15 protein-coding genes are annotated in these 16,866 nt (G+C 70.4%); 9 read left to right on the top strand and 6 right to left on the bottom strand.

Features of this window, described 5'->3' with window-relative positions:
- Positions 1-142 precede the first annotated feature (142 nt).
- The gene (locus ACFPIH_RS35140) at positions 143-1,861 is read left to right on the top strand and encodes a substrate-binding and VWA domain-containing protein (protein ID WP_381181736.1); all 1,719 of its coding nucleotides are present in this window, start codon (positions 143-145) and stop codon (positions 1,859-1,861) included.
- A gap of 79 nt (positions 1,862-1,940) precedes the next feature.
- Here ACFPIH_RS35140 and ACFPIH_RS35135 read toward each other — a convergent pair whose 3' ends face one another.
- Positions 1,941-3,458 carry a glutamate-cysteine ligase family protein gene (locus tag ACFPIH_RS35135; RefSeq protein WP_381181738.1) on the bottom strand — a complete coding sequence of 506 codons (1,518 nt, stop codon included), beginning with the start codon at positions 3,456-3,458 and terminating at the stop codon, positions 1,941-1,943.
- 581 nt (positions 3,459-4,039) lie between these two features.
- Between ACFPIH_RS35135 and ACFPIH_RS35130 the strand changes: the two genes are divergently transcribed.
- The 3 genes from ACFPIH_RS35130 to ACFPIH_RS35120 all read left to right on the top strand — a co-directional run bounded on the left by ACFPIH_RS35130 (position 4,040) and on the right by ACFPIH_RS35120 (position 6,376).
- Positions 4,040-4,633, top strand: a complete 594-nt coding sequence (locus tag ACFPIH_RS35130; protein WP_381181740.1) for a hypothetical protein — start codon at positions 4,040-4,042, stop codon at positions 4,631-4,633.
- 321 nt (positions 4,634-4,954) lie between these two features.
- Entirely contained in the window at positions 4,955-5,155 is a 201-nt protein-coding gene (locus ACFPIH_RS35125) for a DUF5999 family protein (protein ID WP_381181742.1), read from the top strand.
- Positions 5,156-5,362: 207 nt separating this feature from the next.
- Positions 5,363-6,376, top strand: coding sequence for a LacI family DNA-binding transcriptional regulator (locus ACFPIH_RS35120; RefSeq protein ID WP_381181743.1), 1,014 nt, complete (start codon positions 5,363-5,365; stop codon positions 6,374-6,376).
- Here ACFPIH_RS35120 and ACFPIH_RS35115 read toward each other — a convergent pair whose 3' ends face one another.
- From ACFPIH_RS35115 to ACFPIH_RS35095, 5 genes are all read right to left on the bottom strand, one after another.
- A complete protein-coding gene (locus ACFPIH_RS35115; RefSeq protein WP_381181744.1) occupies positions 6,377-6,892 on the bottom strand; it encodes a GNAT family N-acetyltransferase in 516 nt (171 codons plus the stop codon).
- A 32-nt stretch (positions 6,893-6,924) separates the two neighbouring features.
- Positions 6,925-7,971 carry an endo-1,4-beta-xylanase gene (locus ACFPIH_RS35110; RefSeq protein ID WP_381181746.1) on the bottom strand — a complete coding sequence of 349 codons (1,047 nt, stop codon included), beginning with the start codon at positions 7,969-7,971 and terminating at the stop codon, positions 6,925-6,927.
- Positions 7,972-8,006: 35 nt separating this feature from the next.
- A complete protein-coding gene (locus ACFPIH_RS35105; protein WP_381181786.1) occupies positions 8,007-8,771 on the bottom strand; it encodes a carbohydrate ABC transporter permease in 765 nt (254 codons plus the stop codon).
- Between the two features lie 62 nt (positions 8,772-8,833).
- Entirely contained in the window at positions 8,834-9,829 is a 996-nt protein-coding gene (locus ACFPIH_RS35100; protein ID WP_381181748.1) for a carbohydrate ABC transporter permease, read from the bottom strand.
- A 6-nt stretch (positions 9,830-9,835) separates the two neighbouring features.
- On the bottom strand, positions 9,836-11,128 hold the full coding sequence (locus ACFPIH_RS35095; protein ID WP_381181750.1) for an extracellular solute-binding protein: 1,293 nt from the start codon (positions 11,126-11,128) through the stop codon (positions 9,836-9,838).
- A gap of 456 nt (positions 11,129-11,584) precedes the next feature.
- On the opposite strand from ACFPIH_RS35095, the gene ACFPIH_RS35090 reads away from it, so the two are divergent.
- From ACFPIH_RS35090 to ACFPIH_RS35070, 5 genes are all read left to right on the top strand, one after another.
- Positions 11,585-13,540 carry an APC family permease gene (locus ACFPIH_RS35090; protein ID WP_381181751.1) on the top strand — a complete coding sequence of 652 codons (1,956 nt, stop codon included), beginning with the start codon at positions 11,585-11,587 and terminating at the stop codon, positions 13,538-13,540.
- A gap of 48 nt (positions 13,541-13,588) precedes the next feature.
- The gene (locus tag ACFPIH_RS35085; protein ID WP_381181753.1) at positions 13,589-13,984 is read left to right on the top strand and encodes a TOBE domain-containing protein; all 396 of its coding nucleotides are present in this window, start codon (positions 13,589-13,591) and stop codon (positions 13,982-13,984) included.
- A gap of 143 nt (positions 13,985-14,127) precedes the next feature.
- Positions 14,128-14,949 (top strand): molybdate ABC transporter substrate-binding protein, encoded by an 822-nt coding sequence (modA, locus tag ACFPIH_RS35080; RefSeq protein ID WP_381181788.1) that lies wholly within the window; start codon positions 14,128-14,130, stop codon positions 14,947-14,949.
- Positions 14,946-15,785 carry a molybdate ABC transporter permease subunit gene (gene modB / locus ACFPIH_RS35075; RefSeq protein WP_381181755.1) on the top strand — a complete coding sequence of 280 codons (840 nt, stop codon included), beginning with the start codon at positions 14,946-14,948 and terminating at the stop codon, positions 15,783-15,785. The genes modA and modB overlap by 4 nt, the downstream gene beginning before the upstream one ends.
- Entirely contained in the window at positions 15,782-16,864 is a 1,083-nt protein-coding gene (locus ACFPIH_RS35070; protein WP_381181757.1) for an ABC transporter ATP-binding protein, read from the top strand. Before modB ends, ACFPIH_RS35070 begins: the two co-directional genes overlap by 4 nt.
- Positions 16,865-16,866: the final 2 nt, after the last annotated feature.

The raw sequence follows: 16,866 nt of genomic DNA, 5'->3' as shown, positions 1-16,866 counted from the left end.
GTCTCGCTAGGGTCTCGAAAGTACTTACGAGAACGTGCGTGACAGGCCGTCGGGGGAACGGGTGCCGTACGGGGCGTACCTCCCCTTCGCATTCCGAGCGGCGATATTCCGCCAAGGATGCGGCAGGAAGGGCACGACCATCATGGGACGTCACAGCTTGCCCGATCGGTCCAGGGCGGGCGGCAGCGGCCCCCGCTCCCGAAAGCGAGGCCGCGCGGTGGTGCTCACCACCGCCCTCGTCCTTGTCGTCACCGGCTCCGCCACGGCCGCCGTGCGCAGTGGGCTGCTCTCCTTCGGTTCCTCCTGCCGGGACCACCCGGTACGGCTGACCCTGGCCGCCTCCCCCGACCTGGCGCCGGCGCTGCGGGTCGCGGCCGAGCGGGCCCAGGACAGCGGTCTGACCTCCGACGGGCAGTGTCTCGCGGTCACCGTGAAGGCCCGTGAGTCCTCTGAGGTCGCGACCGCCCTGGCCGCCGGGAAGGACGTGGCCGCCGAGGCCTGGGTGGCCGACTCGGACCTGTGGCTCCAGCGGATCACCTCCGGCGGCAAGGGGAGCCGGGTGACCCAGGTGGGCAACGTGGCCTCCACCCCCGTAGGGGTCGCGATGGTTCCGGCGGCGGCGAAGTCGCTGGGCTGGCCGCAGAAGACGTACTCCTGGTTCGAGCTGGCCGGTGCGACGCTCCAGGACGACTCTCTGCGGCTCGGCGCGGCCGATCCCACCCACAGCGCGGCCGGGCTGCTCGCCCTCACCCAGATCGGCACCGCCGCGGCCACGGTCAAGGGCGGGGACACCCAGGCCGCGGCCCTGATGAAGACGCTGTCCCAGAACACCTCCGCCACCGACGCCGAGGTGCTGACGAACGTACCGGAACGCAGCCGGGCGGCCGTCGTCACCGAACAGGCCGCGTACGCCCACAACGCGCCGGCCGGCGCCGACGACGACGTCCGGTTCTTCTACCCGAAGGACGGCTCACCGCGGCTCGACTACCCGTTCACGCTGGTCGACAAGACGAAACAGAGCGTCGACGAGAGCCGGGCGGCGATCCGTTTCATGTCCTACCTGCGCCGGCCGGAGCAGCAGAAGCTCCTCCGGGCCCAGGGTTTCCGGACCTCCGCCGACGACGTCCCGCGCGCGGTGGTCGCCACGGCGGGCGGCAGCAGCCCGCAGCCGTACTCCGCACCCGCCCCGCAGCCCGCCGCGGACACGGCCGTCGAGCAGGCTCTGGGGACCTGGACGATCACGGTGCAGAGCGCGCGTCTCACCACGGTCGTCGACGCCTCGGCCTCCATGGCGGAGAAGGTGCCGGGCACCGGCCGCACCCGCATGGACGTCACCAAGGGCTCCCTGATGCAGGCCCTCGCCACCTTCACCGATGACGACGAGATCGGCCTGTGGGACTTCTCCACGAAGCTCGACGGCGACAAGGACTACCGGATCCTGGTCCCGACCGGCCGCCTCGGCACCGGCGACCAGCGCGACCGGCTCTCACGGGCGTTCGCCGGCCTCGCCCCGGTACGGAACGGCGCGACCGGCCTCTACGACACCACTCTCGCCGCGTACAAGGAGGCGATCGCCTCCTACGCCAAGGGCAAGTTCAACGCCCTGGTCGTCCTCACCGACGGCGTCAACGAGGACCCCGGCAGCATCTCCCGCACCGCCCTCCTCACCGAACTCCAGAAACTCACCAGCCCCGAACGCCGCGTCCCCCTGATCATGATCGCCGTAGGCCCGAACGCCGACCGCAAGGACGCAGCCCGGATAGCCGAGGCCACCGGCGGCTCCGGCCAGTCGGTCAACAACCCGTCCCAAATCCAAACAGTGATCCTCAAGGCCATAGTCGCGGCAAGCGCAACCCCCTAAAAGGGGCGCGGGGCTGTGCCGATATGCGGCTCCGCCGCGTGGGCGCGACAAGCCCCCCACCTGCCCGCACCCGAAGAACTCACCGCATCCCCACAGCCTCCGGCACCCCTACAGGCCACGTATGCACAGGCTCCCCCGCGTGCATCAGCTCCGCATACCTCCGCGTCGTGGCCGCCAGCGCCGCGTCCCGCGACAACCCGGACTCCAGGGCCCGATGGAACGTCTCCACCTGCCAGGTCGCCCCGTTGGCCCGCCGCCGGCACCGCTCCTCGATGACCCCGAGGTAGAAGTCGCGGTCGGCCGGCTCGATGCCCCACGCGTCGAGCCCGGCCTCGGCCAGCGGCAGCAGTTCCTCCCGTACGAGGCTCACCGCGTCCACCTCGGCCACACCCCCGAGCCGCCCACGCCGCGGCCACCGCAACTTCGCGTCGATGCCATGGCGGCACGCCTCGTCGAAGTTGGCCTCGGCGGTCTCGAACGGCAGCCGGGACCACACCGGCCGGGAGTCCTCGGCCAGCGCGCGGACGACGCCGTAGTAGAACGCCGCGTTGGCGATCACGTCGGTCACGGTGGGCCCGGCCGGCAGGACACGGTTCTCCACCCGGAGATGGGGAACGCCGTCGGCGATGCCGTAGACGGGCCGGTTCCAGCGGTACACGGTGCCGTTGTGCAGGACGAGTTCGGCGAGCGAGGGCGTGCCGCCGGCGTCGATGACCTCCAGCGGGTCCTCCGCGTCGCAGATGGGCAGCAGCGCCGGGAAGAAGCGCAGGTTCTCCTCGAAGAGTTCGTACGCGGAATCGATCCACCGCTCCCCGAACCAGGTGCGCGGCCGTACGCCCTGCGCCTGGAGCTCCGGCGGGCGGGTGTCGGTGGCCTGCTGGAACAGCGGCGGCCGGGACTCGCGCCACAGCTCACGGCCGAACAGGAACGGCGAGTTGGCGCCGACGGCGATCTGCGCGGCGGTGACGGCCTGGGCCGCGTTCCACACCGCGGGGAAGCGGTCGGGGGTGACCTGGAGGTGCAGCTGCACGGAGGTGCAGGCCGCCTCCGGCACGATCGACTTCGAGGAGCACGACAGCCGCTCCACCCCCTCGATGTCGAGGGCGAAGTCCTCGCCGCGCGCGGCCACGATCTGGTCGTTGAGAAGCGTGTACCGGTCGACGTCGGAAAGGTTGGACGAGACCAGATCGTCCCGGTCGAGGGTCGGCAGAATACCGATCATCACGATTCCCGCGTCGACCTCGCCCGCCTTTCGATGGGCATATGCCAGTGACGTACGGAGTTCCTCGGCGAGCCGGTCGAATACCCGGTCGCCCAATCCATGGGGAGCTATGTTGACTTCCAGGTTGAACATGGCGAGTTCTGTTTGGAAATCACGGCTCGCGATCCTCTCCAGGACTTGCCCATTCAACATTTTCGGCAGGCCGTCGGAGCCCGCGAGATTCAGCTCGATCTCAAGCCCCATGAGGTTCCTGGGCCGTTCGAAGCGCTCCTGGGCCAGAAGCCGCTCCAGCCCCGTCAGGCACCTTCGGAGCTTGTCGCGGTACTGCTGCCGATCGGACAGGTCGAACCCGCCCGCCACGACCTTCTCCCCCATCGAAGCGTCCCTCCTCGCGTGGGCGGGCCGACGAACGGCCGCCGGTCTCCGGGTCAGGGGGGATGATGCCCACCCGGACCGATCGATAACGCCCCGGCCGGCCCCGCCACCCGCTACTCTGACCGGATGTGCACCCGAGATGTCCGGAGGCACATTCACCGGGCATACGGCGGAGCGGTCTTTCGGAAAGTCGGAAACTCGTGAGAAACGCCGACGAGAATGGGCCGACCGTGGCGCGTCCATTTCCCGAGGTCATCCCGGGTGCGGGCCGCACTGAATCGGGATGATTCACACCTTTCACCGGCCGAATGAACCCTTGCCGAGTGTCCCGGAAGCGGCTAGACGAAACACCGTCTGAACATGTGTCGTATAAACTCCCGAAACAAGGCGGAGAAGGTGGGCCCTCGGTCGATGGAGCCTGTCGTCCATGTGACGGCAGGCCGCTCGCGTACCCCGTTGGCACCACCCGAAACACCCGGAGGCCCTGGCCTCCCACCTCTCCGACCTGTCGAGAGCCGGCTGACAGCGCCGTCCGCCCACGCCCTCGCACCACATGCCTGTCGAATGAGAGGCGACCCACCATGCCGCTGCATGTCCCCCCGGCACCCGCGCCCGCCCTGCGCACCGTCCTCACCGCCCTTGGTTCCCCCACCGCGGTCCGTGAGGCCCGTACGCCCTCCCTGCGCACCGCAGCGCAGGGAGACGCCACTCCCGAGCTTCCGCTGCCCCTGCACGTGCTGGACCGGATCACCCCCGAAGGCGTGTCGGCGACCCGGCTGGTCGGCTGGCGCTTCCTGATCCGCTGCGGGGACCGGGCCGTCGCGGCGGCCGAGACCCGGCTGACTCCCGACGGCTGGGCGTTCTCCCACTTCTTCGAAGGCCCCTACATCGCCTCCACCGAGCGCGCCCTGCGCCAGGCGGAGTCGGCGGCCCAGCCCTACCAGGCCCGGCTACTGTCCGTGCCCGGCCTCTACATGCTCACCCTCTGGCTGCACGGCGACACCGACGGCGACGGCACCACCGGCCACCCCGCCGCCACCGACCTGCTGGTGCCGCTGGCCCCGGCGCCGCCCGGCATCGCGGCCCACCGCGCGCACCGGGTCGCCGAGCTTCTCCCGGTCCTGACCCTGCGGGTGCCCCCGGCGGCCCCACCCCTCCTCGGATCCCCCGCCTGACCTGCCCGTCCGAACACCGCGTACGCCGTCGTACGCGGTGTTCTTCTGTGCGCCCCCGACCGGACTAGCCCTATCCGGCCACCGGAAACCACCCGAAGTGACAGTGCGGTTGAGATGAACCGCCCGCGCGGGTGATGCGTCCTGAACCTGTGAGAAGCGGTGCCGTGAAATACCTGCGGATCCACGCCCGTAGAGCAACACTGGGTTCCGACGGACTTATCACAACGGGGGGCGGCCATGAACGATACTTACAACGATTCGCGCCGCGGGACAGACACCACAGCCAACTCACACAACACGCCAGAGCGGAAGAACCCATCCATGTGCCAGCACCAGCCATCCTGCCCCACCGCATCCTCCGCCGACCGGGAGTCCGCCCGGCTCGTCGCGCACCACCCGGAGCAGGGCTGGAGCCTGCTGTGCAACGGCGTCCTGCTCTTCGAGGACACCGGTGAACTCCTGCCCGACGGCCAGGTCATCGACCCGCACCGGCCCGCCGTCACCGCGGTCACGGCCGCCTAGGACCCGCTCAGCACGGCTCGGACGGCGCGGGACCGCCGTCCGAGGACTCCGGGGGCCGGACCGCAGACACAGACCTGCGAACCGGCCCCGACGCGTTTCCGGGGCCGCTCACTCCGCGTAGCCCCCGCCTTCCCTTCCGTACCGGTTTCCGGAAGACTCCTGGAAGTTACGGAGTTCGGCACAGCGGGCGGGAAAGAGGGTGGGGAAGTGGCAGCGCACGACAAGGTCACCATCACGGACATCGCCCGGCGCGCCGGGGTCTCGGTGCCGACGGTGTCCCGCGTGGTCAACGGCCGCTCCGACGTCTCCCCGCAGACCCGCGCCCGCGTCGAGGAACTCCTGCGGGAACACGGCTACCGCAAACGCCCGGCCACCGCCTCCGCCACCCGCGCCGCCCTCCTGGACCTGGTCTTCAACGACCTCGACAGTCCCTGGGCGGTGGAGATCATCCGGGGCGTCGAGGAGGTCGCCCACGCGGCGGGCGTCGGCACCGTCGTCTCGGCGATCCACGGCCGCTCCGGCGACGCCCGTGAATGGATGCGCAATCTGCGCGCCCGCGCCTCCGACGGCGTCATCCTGGTCACCTCGGCCCTGGAACCCACCCTGCACGAGCAGTTGCGCATCCTGGGCGTCCCGCTGGTCGTCGTCGACCCGACGGGCTCCCCGGCCGCCGACACCCCCACCATCGGCGCCGCCAACTGGTCCGGCGGCCTCGCCGCCACCGAGCACCTGCTGTCGCTGGGCCACCGCCGCATCGCCCTGATCGCGGGCCCGCCCCGCCTCCTCTGCTCCCGCGCCCGCTACGACGGCTACCGCGCAGCCCTGGAGGCGGCCGGCCTCTCCGTCGACGAAACCCTCGTCGTGCCCGGCGACTTCCACCCCGAGTCGGGCTTCGCCGGCTGCACGGCCCTGCTGGACCTCCCCGACCCGCCGACCGCCCTGTTCGCGGCCAGCGACCAGATGGCGCTCGGCGCGATCGAGGCCCTGCGCCGGCGTGGACTGCGCGTCCCGGAGGACATGAGCGTCGTCGGTTTCGACGACCTTCCGGAAGTCCGCTGGTCCTCCCCGCCCCTCACCACCGTCCGCCAGCCCCTCGCCGACATGGGCAAGTTGGCCGCCCGCACCGTCCTGGCCCTGACCCATGGCGCCCGCCCCGACACCCCACGGGTCGAACTGGGCACGGAACTGGTGGTCCGCGCCAGCACGGCCCCGCCGGCCTAGCTAGGTCGCCGCGTAGCACCGGACGACGACGGTCTGCTCGGGGCTCCACTCCTGTTCGACCGTGGCCAGCAGTTCCCAGCCCAGGCGCTCGTACAGCGCGGCAGCCGCCGTGTCCGAGGCCACCACGTCCAGGACGGGGTGCAGACCACGGTCCCTGGCCTCCCGTACGGCCCGCCGCATCAGCAGTGCCCCCAGTCCGTGCCCCCGCGCACCCGGGGCGACGAACAGCCTGCTGACCACCGCCGTCCTGTCGACGCCGACCCCTTCGCGGCCACTCCACAGACCGGGTGCCGCGTCGCCCGCCCCGCTCCGGGACAGCCCGACATGGCCGACGACCCGGCCGTCCAGCTCCGCGACCCACGCCGCGAGCAGCGACGACGACTGTGCCAGCCACTCTCCGGGACGCTCCGGCCAGTTGACCGGGTAGCCGTCCCGCTGGTGGACCTCGGCGAGCGCGCGGACACAGTCGTCGAGGTCACGGTCGGCGCGCCGCCGTACGGCACTCTCTTCATCCACTCCGGAATCGAACACCCCGGGATCGAATCACATCACCCCAGCAGCGCGTCCCGGATCGCGTAGTACGCCGGCTTGCGCGCGAACTCCTCGTCCCACGGCAGCGCGGCGCCCTGCCCCGGGAAGAAGGCCGGAATCCACGAGTACTTGTCCGTGTAGTCCCAGACGGTGATGCCGACGCACCGCCGCACCGCGAGACACGCCCGGGTCAAGTCCCCGTACCACTCGGCCTGCTGGGCCAGCTTCTCCTCGGTGGCCGGCAGCAGCATCCGTACGTCGACCTCGGTGAGCGCGGTGTCCAGCCGGAGCCGGGCGAAGCGGCGGAGGTTCTCCTCCAGGGTGGTCGGATAGCCGTACTGGAGGGCGAGATGGGCCTGGAGGCCGATGCCGTGCAACGGGACGCCCTGGGCCTTGAGTTGCCGAGCGAGGTCGTAGTAGGCGTCGCTCTTCGGGCCGACCGCCTCGATGTTGTAGTCGTTGAGGTAGAGCCTGGCCCGGGGGTCGGCCTGGTGCGCCCAGCGCAGCGCGTCGGCGATGTAGCCGGGGCCGAGGGTCTTGTAGAAGACCGTCTCGCGGTAGGTGCCGTCCTCGTTGAAGGCCTCGTTGACGACGTCCCAGGCGTAGACCTTGCCCCGGTAGTGCCGTACCTCGGTCTGGATGTGGTTCTTGAGGACGGCCCGCAGTTCGTCGGCCGTCCACTCCCTGCCGGTCAGCCAGCCGGGCAGCTGGCTGTGCCAGACGAGCGTGTGGGCGCGTACCTTCTGGTGGTTGGCCCGCGCGAGGTTCACGATCTCGTCGCCGGCGGTCCAGTCGAAGACGCCCTGCTGCGGCTCGGTGGCGTACCACTTCATACCGTTGCCCGGCGTGATCATGTCGAACTCGTTGCCGAGGATCCTCGTGTAGGCGGCGTCGGTGAGTTCGGGGTTGTCGGTGGCGCTGCCGAAGTAGCGGCCGTGGCGCTGTGCGAGGTCGGCGAGGGTGGTCTGCGGTCTCTCGTGCGCCTGGGCGGCTGGACCGATGGCGACGAGAGCGGCGGCAAGAGCGGTGGCCAGTCCGAGCCGGAGAGGGGACGTGCTGGGCATGCTGCGACTCCTCGGGGTTGGGTCGGCAAGGTGTGTCAGCCCTTGGTCGCCCCGGCGGCGAGCCCGCCGACGAGCTGGCGCTCGGCGACGGAGTAGAAGGCCAGCGCGGGGACCATGGCGATCACGAGATAGGCGAAGATCCGGGCGTACTCGGCGGAGTACTGCCCCTGGAACTGCTGCACCCCCAACGGCAGGGTCCACCAGCTGGGTTCGTTGAAGACGAGCAGCGGCAGCAGGAAGTTGTTCCAGCTGGCCACGACAGCGAGCACGGACACCGTGCCGAGGGCCGGCCGGGCCATGGGCAGCAGGATCCGCCAGAAGAAGGCGAGGGGGCCGCAGCCGTCGAGCGTCGCCGCCTCCTCCAGCTCCGCCGGGATCTCCCGGAAGAACCCGCGCAGGATCACGATGGTCATCGGCAGCCCGAAGGCCGCCTGCGGCAGGATCACCCCGAGCGGGTTGTCGAGGAGGCCGATCGACCGCAGCAGCAGGAACAGCGGCAGTACCGCGACCGCGAAGGGGAACATCAGCCCCATCGTGAACAGGGTGAACAGCGCCTCCCGGCCCCGGAAGGCGAACCGCGCGAAGGAGAACGCGGCCAGCGCCGACACCGCGACCACCATCAGCGTCGTACCGACCGCGATCAGGGTGCTGCTGCCGAGCAGTTGCCAGAAGGAGCGCGAGCCGAGGATGGCGGTGTAGTTGGAGGTGACCCAGGGGTCGGGCAGCCCGATGGGGTTGCGGGAGAGCTGGTCGGTGGACTTGAAGCCGGACAGCACGGCGTACACCAGTGGTGCGGCCATCACCACGCCGACGATCGCCAGCACGGCGTGCACGGGAAGGGTCCGGCCGGTCCTGCGGGCGCTCACGAGCCGCCTCCTCGCATGGTCGTGGTGGCGCCCTGAAGGTCCCGGCGGAGCACGAACCGCTGGTAGGCGAGGGCGAAGACAAGGCTGATGCCGAACATGACCACGCTGATCGCGCTGGCGTAGCCGACCTGGTAGCGCTTGAAGCCGTACTGGAACATGGTCACGGCCATCGTCTCGGAGTGATGGTCGGGCCCGCCCGCGGTGACGATCCACACCAGGTCGAACAGCTGGATGGAGCCGATCACCGACAGGAAGACACTGATCCGCAGGGTCGGCGCGAGCAGCGGCAGGGTGACGTTGCGGAACCGCTGCCAGGGCCCGGCCCCGTCGATCAGCGCGGCCTCCGTCAACTCGGCCGGGATGGACTGCAGTCCGGCCAGGTAGAGCATCATGTGGAAACCGAAGTACTTCCACGTCATGACCAGGAACAGGGTGGCCATGACGGTGGACGGATCGGCGAACCACTCCCCGCCGAGGCCGTCCAGCCCCACGGCCCCCAGCAGATGGTCGGCGAGACCGTCGTCCGGCGCGAAGATCATGCTGAACAGCACACCGGTGATCGCCTCGGAGAGGATGTACGGCGCGAAGAACAGCATCCGGTACACGGCCCGCCCCCGGATGCGCTGGTTGAGCGCGACGGCCAGGGCGAGCGCGAACGGCAGCTGGAGCAGCAGCGACAGCCCGACCAGGACGAGACAGCGCCACAGGTCGCCGAGGAACACCGGGTCCTGGAAGAGCCGGGTGAAGTTGTCGCCGCCGATGAAGTCCTCGGGCATGCCGAAGCCGCCCCAGCGGAAGAACGCGGCGTACACCGCGAACAGCATCGGCAGCAGCACCAGTGTGCCGAACAGCACCAGCGCGGGGACCTGGAAGCCGACGGCGGTGAGCCAGTGCAGCACGCGGCGCCGTGTCCGGCCGGCCGCCGCGGGGGCCGGCGGCGGGTGGTCGGCACCCGGTGTGCTGCGCTTGTCCGGGAGGTAGGTCGAGGTCATCGCCGGCTACTGCTCTTCCTTCGCGACCTTGGTGATCGACTCCGCGACCTGCTGGGCCGACTTGGACCCCGCGATGAGCCCGGCGACGCTGTCGTTGACCTCCTGGCCGACGGCGGGCGCGTACGCCTGGTCGAGATAGAGCTGGAAGCCGGTGGCGGACTTCAACTGCGCCTGTACGGCGGACAGGTTGGGGTCGGTGAGCGCGCTCTCGGCGGCCGGTACGACGGGCAGCACCCCGGTCTTCTTCACGAGCGTGGTGTCCGTGGCCGCCGAGGCGAAGAACTTCAGGAAGTCGACCGCGGCCTGCGGGGCGTCCTTGCGCAGTGCGTGTCCGCCGCCTCCGCCGAACACCTCGGTGAGCGCGCCCTGGCCGCCCTCGACCGCCGGGAACGGGAAGAACCCGAGGTCCGCGCCGATCCCCTTGCCCGCGTCGGCCTCCACCACCGGCGCCCACTGCCCCATCAGCTCCATGGCCGCCTTGCCGTTGCCCATGGCGGCGGCCTGGCCGGTGGGGCTGCTGTAGGCGGCGCCGAGGAAGCCCTTCTGGAACGGCTGGAGATCGACCAGGTCCTGGAGGTGTGCCCCGGCCTGGACGAACCCGTCCCCGGTGAAGTCCTTGTCCTCGTCGGCCTTGCGCAGGGCGTCGATCCCGGCGGTGCGCATGGCGAGGTAGGCCCAGTAGTACATGCCCGGCCACTTCTCCTTGCCGGCCAGGGCGAGCGGGGTGATCCCGGCGGACTTCAGCTTCCGTACGGCGTCCAGGAAGCCGCTCCAGGTGGTGGGCGGCTCGCTGACACCGGCCCGCTTGAACAGCGCCTTGTTGTACCAGAAGCCGATCATGCCGATGTCGAACGGGACGCCGTACACCTTCTCGTCGAACAGGTACGGCTCGCGGGCGACCGACAGCAGTCCGTCCCCCCACCCCTTGCTCTTGTCGGTGAGGTCCTCGACGAGTCCGGCGTCGATCTGCTGTTTGAGCACACCGCCGCCCCAGGTGTGGAAGATGTCGGGGAGCTTCCCGGAGGCGGTCAGGGCCGTCATCTTCGACTTGTAGGGGTCGTTCTCCAGCTGGACGATCTTGATCTTCACCCTGGGGTTCTGCGCCTCGAACTGCTTGGCGAGCCCGGCCCAGACGTCCTTGGTCGGCTGGGTGGTGGAGATGTTCCACCACTCGATCGTGGTCGTCCCCGACGACCCTCCGTCCGAGTCGCCGCCGCAGCCGCTCAGCGCCGTCATGCTCACACCGGCGGCGGCGGAGGCCGCCAGGAAGCCGCGGCGGGACAGTGCCGGGTCGCCCATTGTGCGCTCCTTGGGTAGATCGAAAGTTTCGGACCAAATCCAGAAAGCTTCGCTGCTGCCGCACCCTAGAGACACCCTTCTGCGAGTGGCAACCCCTTGAACACAGGCAATCCAAGGGCGACTTCAAGGAACCGCGAGGGGCGAGCGCCTCCTTCACTCCGAAACATTCGCTCACAGCCGCGAACATTACGAAGAACCCTCTCCCAGGCGCCACCGAGCCCATGACGCTTCGTGTCCGCCCCAGGGGCCGTCCCCCATACGGCCCAGCCGGCTCCGCGACCTCGGGACGCCGGTTTCCTGTCGCGCCACCCCCGCCCACATGGCGAGTCTTAACGGAAGCTTGACGCCCAGGACCGCCGGGAGGCATGGGCCCGGGCGTCACTCTCCGCTTACGCTGTTGCCGCCGGCCGCGTGATGGCCGAAATCCCACGCTGAGCCGCATCCAGGAGCACACCGATGGCCACCACCGAGCACCCTCCCCCCAGCCGCCTGCGCGCCTGGATGCTGGAGGGCCTGGCCGACATGGGCAAGGGACACGCTCCACAGGCGGAGAAGGCGGAGAAGCCCGAGCCGGAGCACAGGGGCCAGCCCTGGTTCCGGGTGATGTGCCTCACCGGTGTCGACTACTTCTCGACCCTCGGCTACCAGCCGGGCATCGCGGCTCTGGCCGCAGGCCTGCTCTCGCCCGTCGCCACGATCGTGCTGGTGATCGTCACCCTGGCCGGCGCGCTGCCGGTGTACCGGCGGGTCGCCGAGGAGAGCCCGCACGGTGAGGGCTCGATCGCGATGCTGGAGCGGCTGCTGTCGTTCTGGCAGGGCAAGCTGTTCGTGCTGACCCTGCTCGGCTTCGCCGCCACCGACTTCCTGATCACCATCACCCTCTCGGCCGCCGACGCCTCCACCCACCTGGTCGAGAACCCGCATCTGACCAGCGCCCTGCACGACAAGCAGCTGCTGATCACCCTCATCCTCGTCGCCCTGCTCGGCGCGGTCTTCCTCAAGGGCTTCCTGGAGGCCATCGGCGTCGCCTTCGCGCTCGTCGGCCTCTACCTCACGCTCAACGTCGTGGTCGTCGCCGTCGGCCTGTGGCACGTGGCCACCGCGGACCATGTCGTCACCGACTGGTCCAGCGCGCTCACCGCCGAGCACGGCAACATGTTCGCGATGGTCGGTGTGGCCCTGATCGTCTTCCCCAAGCTCGCGCTCGGCCTCTCCGGCTTCGAGACCGGCGTCGCCGTCATGCCGCATGTCAGGGGCGACGACACCGACACCGAGGAAACGCCGACCGGCCGTATCCGGGACACCAAGAAGCTGCTCACCACGGCCGCCTTCATCATGAGCGCCTTCCTGATCGCGACCAGCTTCATCACCACGCTGCTGATCCCGGAGAAGGAGTTCGAGTCGGGCGGCCAGGCCAACGGCCGCGCCCTCGCCTACCTGGCGCACGAATACCTCGGCGGGGCCTTCGGCACGGTCTACGACGTCTCGACCATCGCCATCCTCTGGTTCGCCGGCGCCTCAGCGATGGCCGGCCTGCTCAACCTGATGCCCCGCTACCTGCCCCGCTACGGCATGGCCCCGCACTGGGCCCGCGCGGTCCGCCCGATGGTCATCGTCTTCATCCTGATCGCGTTCCTGGTCACCTGGATCTTCGACGCCGACGTCGACGCCCAGGGCGGCGCGTACGCCACCGGTGTGCTGGTGCTGATCAGCTCCGCCGCCATCGCCGTGACCATTGCCGCGCACAAGGCCGGCCAGCGGGGCTGGACCATCGGCTTCGCGGTCATCTCGGCGGTGTTCCTCTACACGACGGTCGTCAACGTCATCGAGCGCCCGGACGGCGTGAAGATCGGTGCCTGCTTCATCGCCGGCATCATTCTGGTCTCCCTGCTGTCCCGGCTGGCCCGCGCCTTCGAACTCCGCGTGACCAGCGTGACGCTCGACCCGATGGCGGAACGTTTCATCCGGGACATGGCCAGCCGCAAGATACGGTTCATCGCCAACGAGCCCGACCAGCGCGACAAGACCGAGTACCGCGAGAAGATCGAACAGATCCGGGAGGACAACGACGTCCCCGGCGAGGACTTCGTCTTCGTCGAGGTGACGGTCCTCGACCCCTCCGAGTTCGAGGCGGGCCTGACCGTACGCGGCGAGGTCCTGCACAACCGCTACCGGGTCCTGACCCTGGAGTCCTCCTCCGTCCCGAACGCCCTGGCCGCCCTGCTCCTCCACGTCCGCGACACCACCAACCGCACCCCGCACATGTACTTCGAGTGGACCGAGGGCAACCCCTTCGCCAACTTCATGCGCTTCTTCCTCTTCGGCCAGGGCGAGGTCGCCCCGGTCACCCGCGAGGTCCTGCGCGAGGCGGAACCCGACCGCAACCGCAGGCCGCGCGTCCACACGGGCTGAGCGGCACTGACGTCCCCGTCGGCGACTCGCGGCCCTATGGTGATCCGCATGCAGTCCTACACAATCGGCCAGGCGGCACGGCTGCTCGGCGTGAGCCCCGACACCGCGCGCCGCTGGGCGGACGCCGGCCGGGTGACCACCCATCGCGACGAGGCCGGACGGCGTCTCATCGACGGCAAGGACCTCGCCGCGTTCTCCGTGGAACTCGCCAGGTCCGACACGGCCGACGACGACACCCCGTACACCTCGGTCCGCAACGCCTTCCCCGGGATCGTCACCGCGGTCAAGCTCGGCGACGTCGCCGCCCAGGTCGAGATCCAGGCCGGCCCGCACCGCCTGGTCTCCCTGCTGACCAGAGAGGCCGTCGAGGAGCTGGGCCTGGAGGTCGGCATGGAGGCCACGGCCCGGGTGAAATCGACGAACGTCCACATCGACCGCGTCTGAACGGCCGTACGAACGCACATGCACACCCCGGACAGCGATCGCCGCCGATTATGCGAAGCGACAGGAGACGTATGCCTCGCATATGCGGCATCATCACTCCTCAGGGCCGTTCGAGGGATCGCATGACCGAGGAGTACACCGTGATGACCCGTACCAAGCGCCGCACCCGCCGCACCCTTCAGGTGACCGGCGCCGGAGTCGCCGCGCTGATGGCCCTGAGCGCGTGCGGGTCGTCCGACTCGGACGCCTCCTCGTCATCGGCGTCGTCATCGTCCTCCTCGCCCGAGCTGTCCGGGACCGTCACCGTCTTCGCCGCCGCCTCCCTGAAGGAGAGCTTCACGGCGCTGGGCAAGGAGTTCGAGGAGGAGCATCCCGGTACCAAGGTCACCTTCAACTTCGGCGGCAGCGACACCCTCGCCGCGAGCATCACCGGCGGCGCTCCCGCCGATGTCTTCGCCTCCGCCAGCCCCAAGACCATGGCGATCGTGACGGACGCGAAGGACAACGCCACCGAGCCGGTCACCTTCGTCCGCAACCAGCTGGAGATCGCCACCCTGCCGGGCAACCCGGACAAGGTCGCCTCCCTCAAGGACCTCACCAAGTCCTCGCTGAAGGTCGTCCTGTGCGACAGGACCGTGCCGTGCGGCGCCGCCGCCCAGAAGGCGCTCGACGCCGCAAAGCTGAAGCTCACCCCGGTCTCCTTCGAGCAGGACGTCAAGGCCGCCCTGACCAAGGTGGAGCTGAAGGAGGCCGACGCGGCGGTCGTCTACAAGACCGATGTGCACGCGGCCGGTGACAAGGTGGAGGGCGTGGACTTCCCCGAGTCGGCCGACGCCATCAACGACTACCCGATCGCGCTGCTCAAGGACGCGCCCAACGCGGCCGCCGCCAAGGCGTTCATCGCGCTGGTGCAGTCCGCCGACGGCCAGAAGGTCCTGAGCGAGGCCGGGTTCCTCAAGCCGTGACGTCACCCGTGAAACCCCGCGCCGCGGACGCTCTGGAGAGCGCTCCGCGACGCGTCCGCACGGGCGTCCCACTGCCCCTCCTTCTGCCGGCGCTGATCGGCCTGGTGTTTCTGGTCCTCCCGCTTCTCGCCCTGCTGATCCGGGCTCCCTGGCGGGCCATGCCCGATCTGCTGACCAGCGCCGAGGTATGGCAGGCCCTGCGGCTCTCCCTGATCTGCGCCACGGCGGCGACGGCGGTGAGCCTGGTGCTCGGGGTGCCGCTGGCCTGGCTGCTGGCCCGGGTCGAGTTCCCCGGGCGCGGTCTCGTCCGGGCCCTGGTGACGCTGCCGCTGGTGCTGCCGCCGGTGGTCGGCGGTGTGGCGCTGCTGATGGCTCTCGGCCGCAACGGCGTCGTGGGGCGCCTGCTCGACTCCTGGTTCGGGATCACGCTGCCCTTCACCACGGCGGGTGTCGTGGTCGCGGAGGCGTTCGTGGCGATGCCGTTCCTCGTGATCAGCGTGGAGGGCACCCTGCGGGCCACCGACCCCCGCTACGAGGAGGCCGCCGCCACACTCGGCGCCTCCCGCTTCACCGCCTTCCGCCGGGTCACCCTGCCCCTGATCGCGCCGGGCGTCGCGGCGGGCGCGGTCCTGGCGTGGGCCCGGGCGCTCGGCGAGTTCGGCGCGACGATCACCTTCGCCGGCAACTTCCCCGGCCGCACCCAGACCATGCCGCTCGCGGTCTACCTCGCTCTCCAGAGCGACCCGGAGGCGGCCATAGCCCTCAGCCTGGTCCTGCTGGCCGTGTCGATCGCCGTCCTCGCCGGGCTGCGGGACCGCTGGATGACGGCGTCATGAGCACGATACGAGACGATGTCCGGGTGACCGCTCCCGATGCCCAGGGCCTCGACGCCCGTCTGGTCGTCGACCGCGGCTCCTTCCGCCTCGACATCGCCCTGTCGGCGGCCCCCGGCGACGTCGTCGCCCTGCTCGGCCCGAACGGCGCCGGCAAGACCACCGCCCTGCGCGCCCTCGCCGGGCTCGTCCCGCTCAGCGCCGGCCACCTCCGGCTGGACGGTACGGCCCTGGAGCGCACCCCGCCCGAGTCCCGGCCGGTCGGCGTGGTCTTCCAGGACTACCTGCTCTTCCCGCACCTCACCGCCCTCGACAACGTGGCCTTCGGCCCGCGCTGCCTAGGCGCATCCAAGACGGCGGCCCGTGCCCTGGCGGCCGAGTGGCTGGAGCGCATGGGCCTCGCCGCCCACGCCGGTGCCAAGCCGCGCCGGCTCTCCGGCGGCCAGGCGCAGCGTGTCGCCGTCGCCCGCGCCCTCGCCACGAACCCCCGGCTGCTGCTGCTCGACGAGCCCCTGGCGGCCCTGGACGCCCGCACCCGACTGGAGGTACGGGCCCAGCTCCGGCGCCATCTGGCCGATTTCGAGGCGGTCGCCGTCCTCGTCACCCACGACCCGCTGGACGCCATGGTCCTCGCCGACCGACTCGTCGTCGTGGAGGACGGCCGGATCGTCCAGGAGGGCGGCCCGTCCGACATCGCCCGCCATCCCCGCACGGACTACATCGCCCAGCTGGTCGGCCTGAACCTCTACCGGGGCCGCGCCGACGGCCACACGGTCCGGCTCGACACCGGCCCGGCCATCACCACCACCGAGATCCTCACCGGCCCGGTGTTCGTCGCGTTCCCGCCGAGCGCGGTCACCCTCCACCGCGACCGCCCCACCGGCACCAGCGCCCGCAACCTCTGGCGCTGTGAGGTGGCCGGTCTCGAGACCCACGGCGACCAGATCCGCGCCGACCTCGGCGGCGAACTCCCGCTCGCCGCCGACCTCACCACGGTCGCCGCCGCCGAGCTCGACCTGCACCCGGGCGCCACGGTCTGGGCGACGGTCAAGGCGACCCAGACCCACGCATACCCGGCTTGAGG

The organism is Streptomyces vulcanius (assembly GCF_042653945.1).
Lineage (GTDB): Bacteria > Actinomycetota > Actinomycetes > Streptomycetales > Streptomycetaceae > Streptomyces > Streptomyces mangrovi.
Note: the sequence above shows the minus strand (reverse complement) of the source record. Positions and strands in the feature narration are given on the sequence as shown.

Excerpts from the sequence above, each read along its gene's own strand:
- ACFPIH_RS35140 (WP_381181736.1), top strand. The coding sequence starts at position 143 with ATGGGACGTCACAGCTTGCCCGATCGGTCCAGGGCGGGCGGCAGCGGC.
- ACFPIH_RS35135 (WP_381181738.1), bottom strand. The coding sequence starts at position 3,458 with ATGGGGGAGAAGGTCGTGGCGGGCGGGTTCGACCTGTCCGATCGGCAG.
- ACFPIH_RS35130 (WP_381181740.1), top strand. The coding sequence starts at position 4,040 with ATGCCGCTGCATGTCCCCCCGGCACCCGCGCCCGCCCTGCGCACCGTC.
- ACFPIH_RS35125 (WP_381181742.1), top strand. The coding sequence starts at position 4,955 with ATGTGCCAGCACCAGCCATCCTGCCCCACCGCATCCTCCGCCGACCGG.
- ACFPIH_RS35110 (WP_381181746.1), bottom strand. The coding sequence starts at position 7,971 with ATGCCCAGCACGTCCCCTCTCCGGCTCGGACTGGCCACCGCTCTTGCC.
- ACFPIH_RS35105 (WP_381181786.1), bottom strand. The coding sequence starts at position 8,771 with ATGGCCGCACCACTGGTGTACGCCGTGCTGTCCGGCTTCAAGTCCACC.
- ACFPIH_RS35100 (WP_381181748.1), bottom strand. The coding sequence starts at position 9,829 with ATGACCTCGACCTACCTCCCGGACAAGCGCAGCACACCGGGTGCCGAC.
- ACFPIH_RS35095 (WP_381181750.1), bottom strand. The coding sequence starts at position 11,128 with ATGGGCGACCCGGCACTGTCCCGCCGCGGCTTCCTGGCGGCCTCCGCC.
- ACFPIH_RS35090 (WP_381181751.1), top strand. The coding sequence starts at position 11,585 with ATGGCCACCACCGAGCACCCTCCCCCCAGCCGCCTGCGCGCCTGGATG.
- ACFPIH_RS35085 (WP_381181753.1), top strand. The coding sequence starts at position 13,589 with ATGCAGTCCTACACAATCGGCCAGGCGGCACGGCTGCTCGGCGTGAGC.
- modA (WP_381181788.1), top strand. The coding sequence starts at position 14,128 with ATGACCCGTACCAAGCGCCGCACCCGCCGCACCCTTCAGGTGACCGGC.
- ACFPIH_RS35070 (WP_381181757.1), top strand. The coding sequence starts at position 15,782 with ATGAGCACGATACGAGACGATGTCCGGGTGACCGCTCCCGATGCCCAG.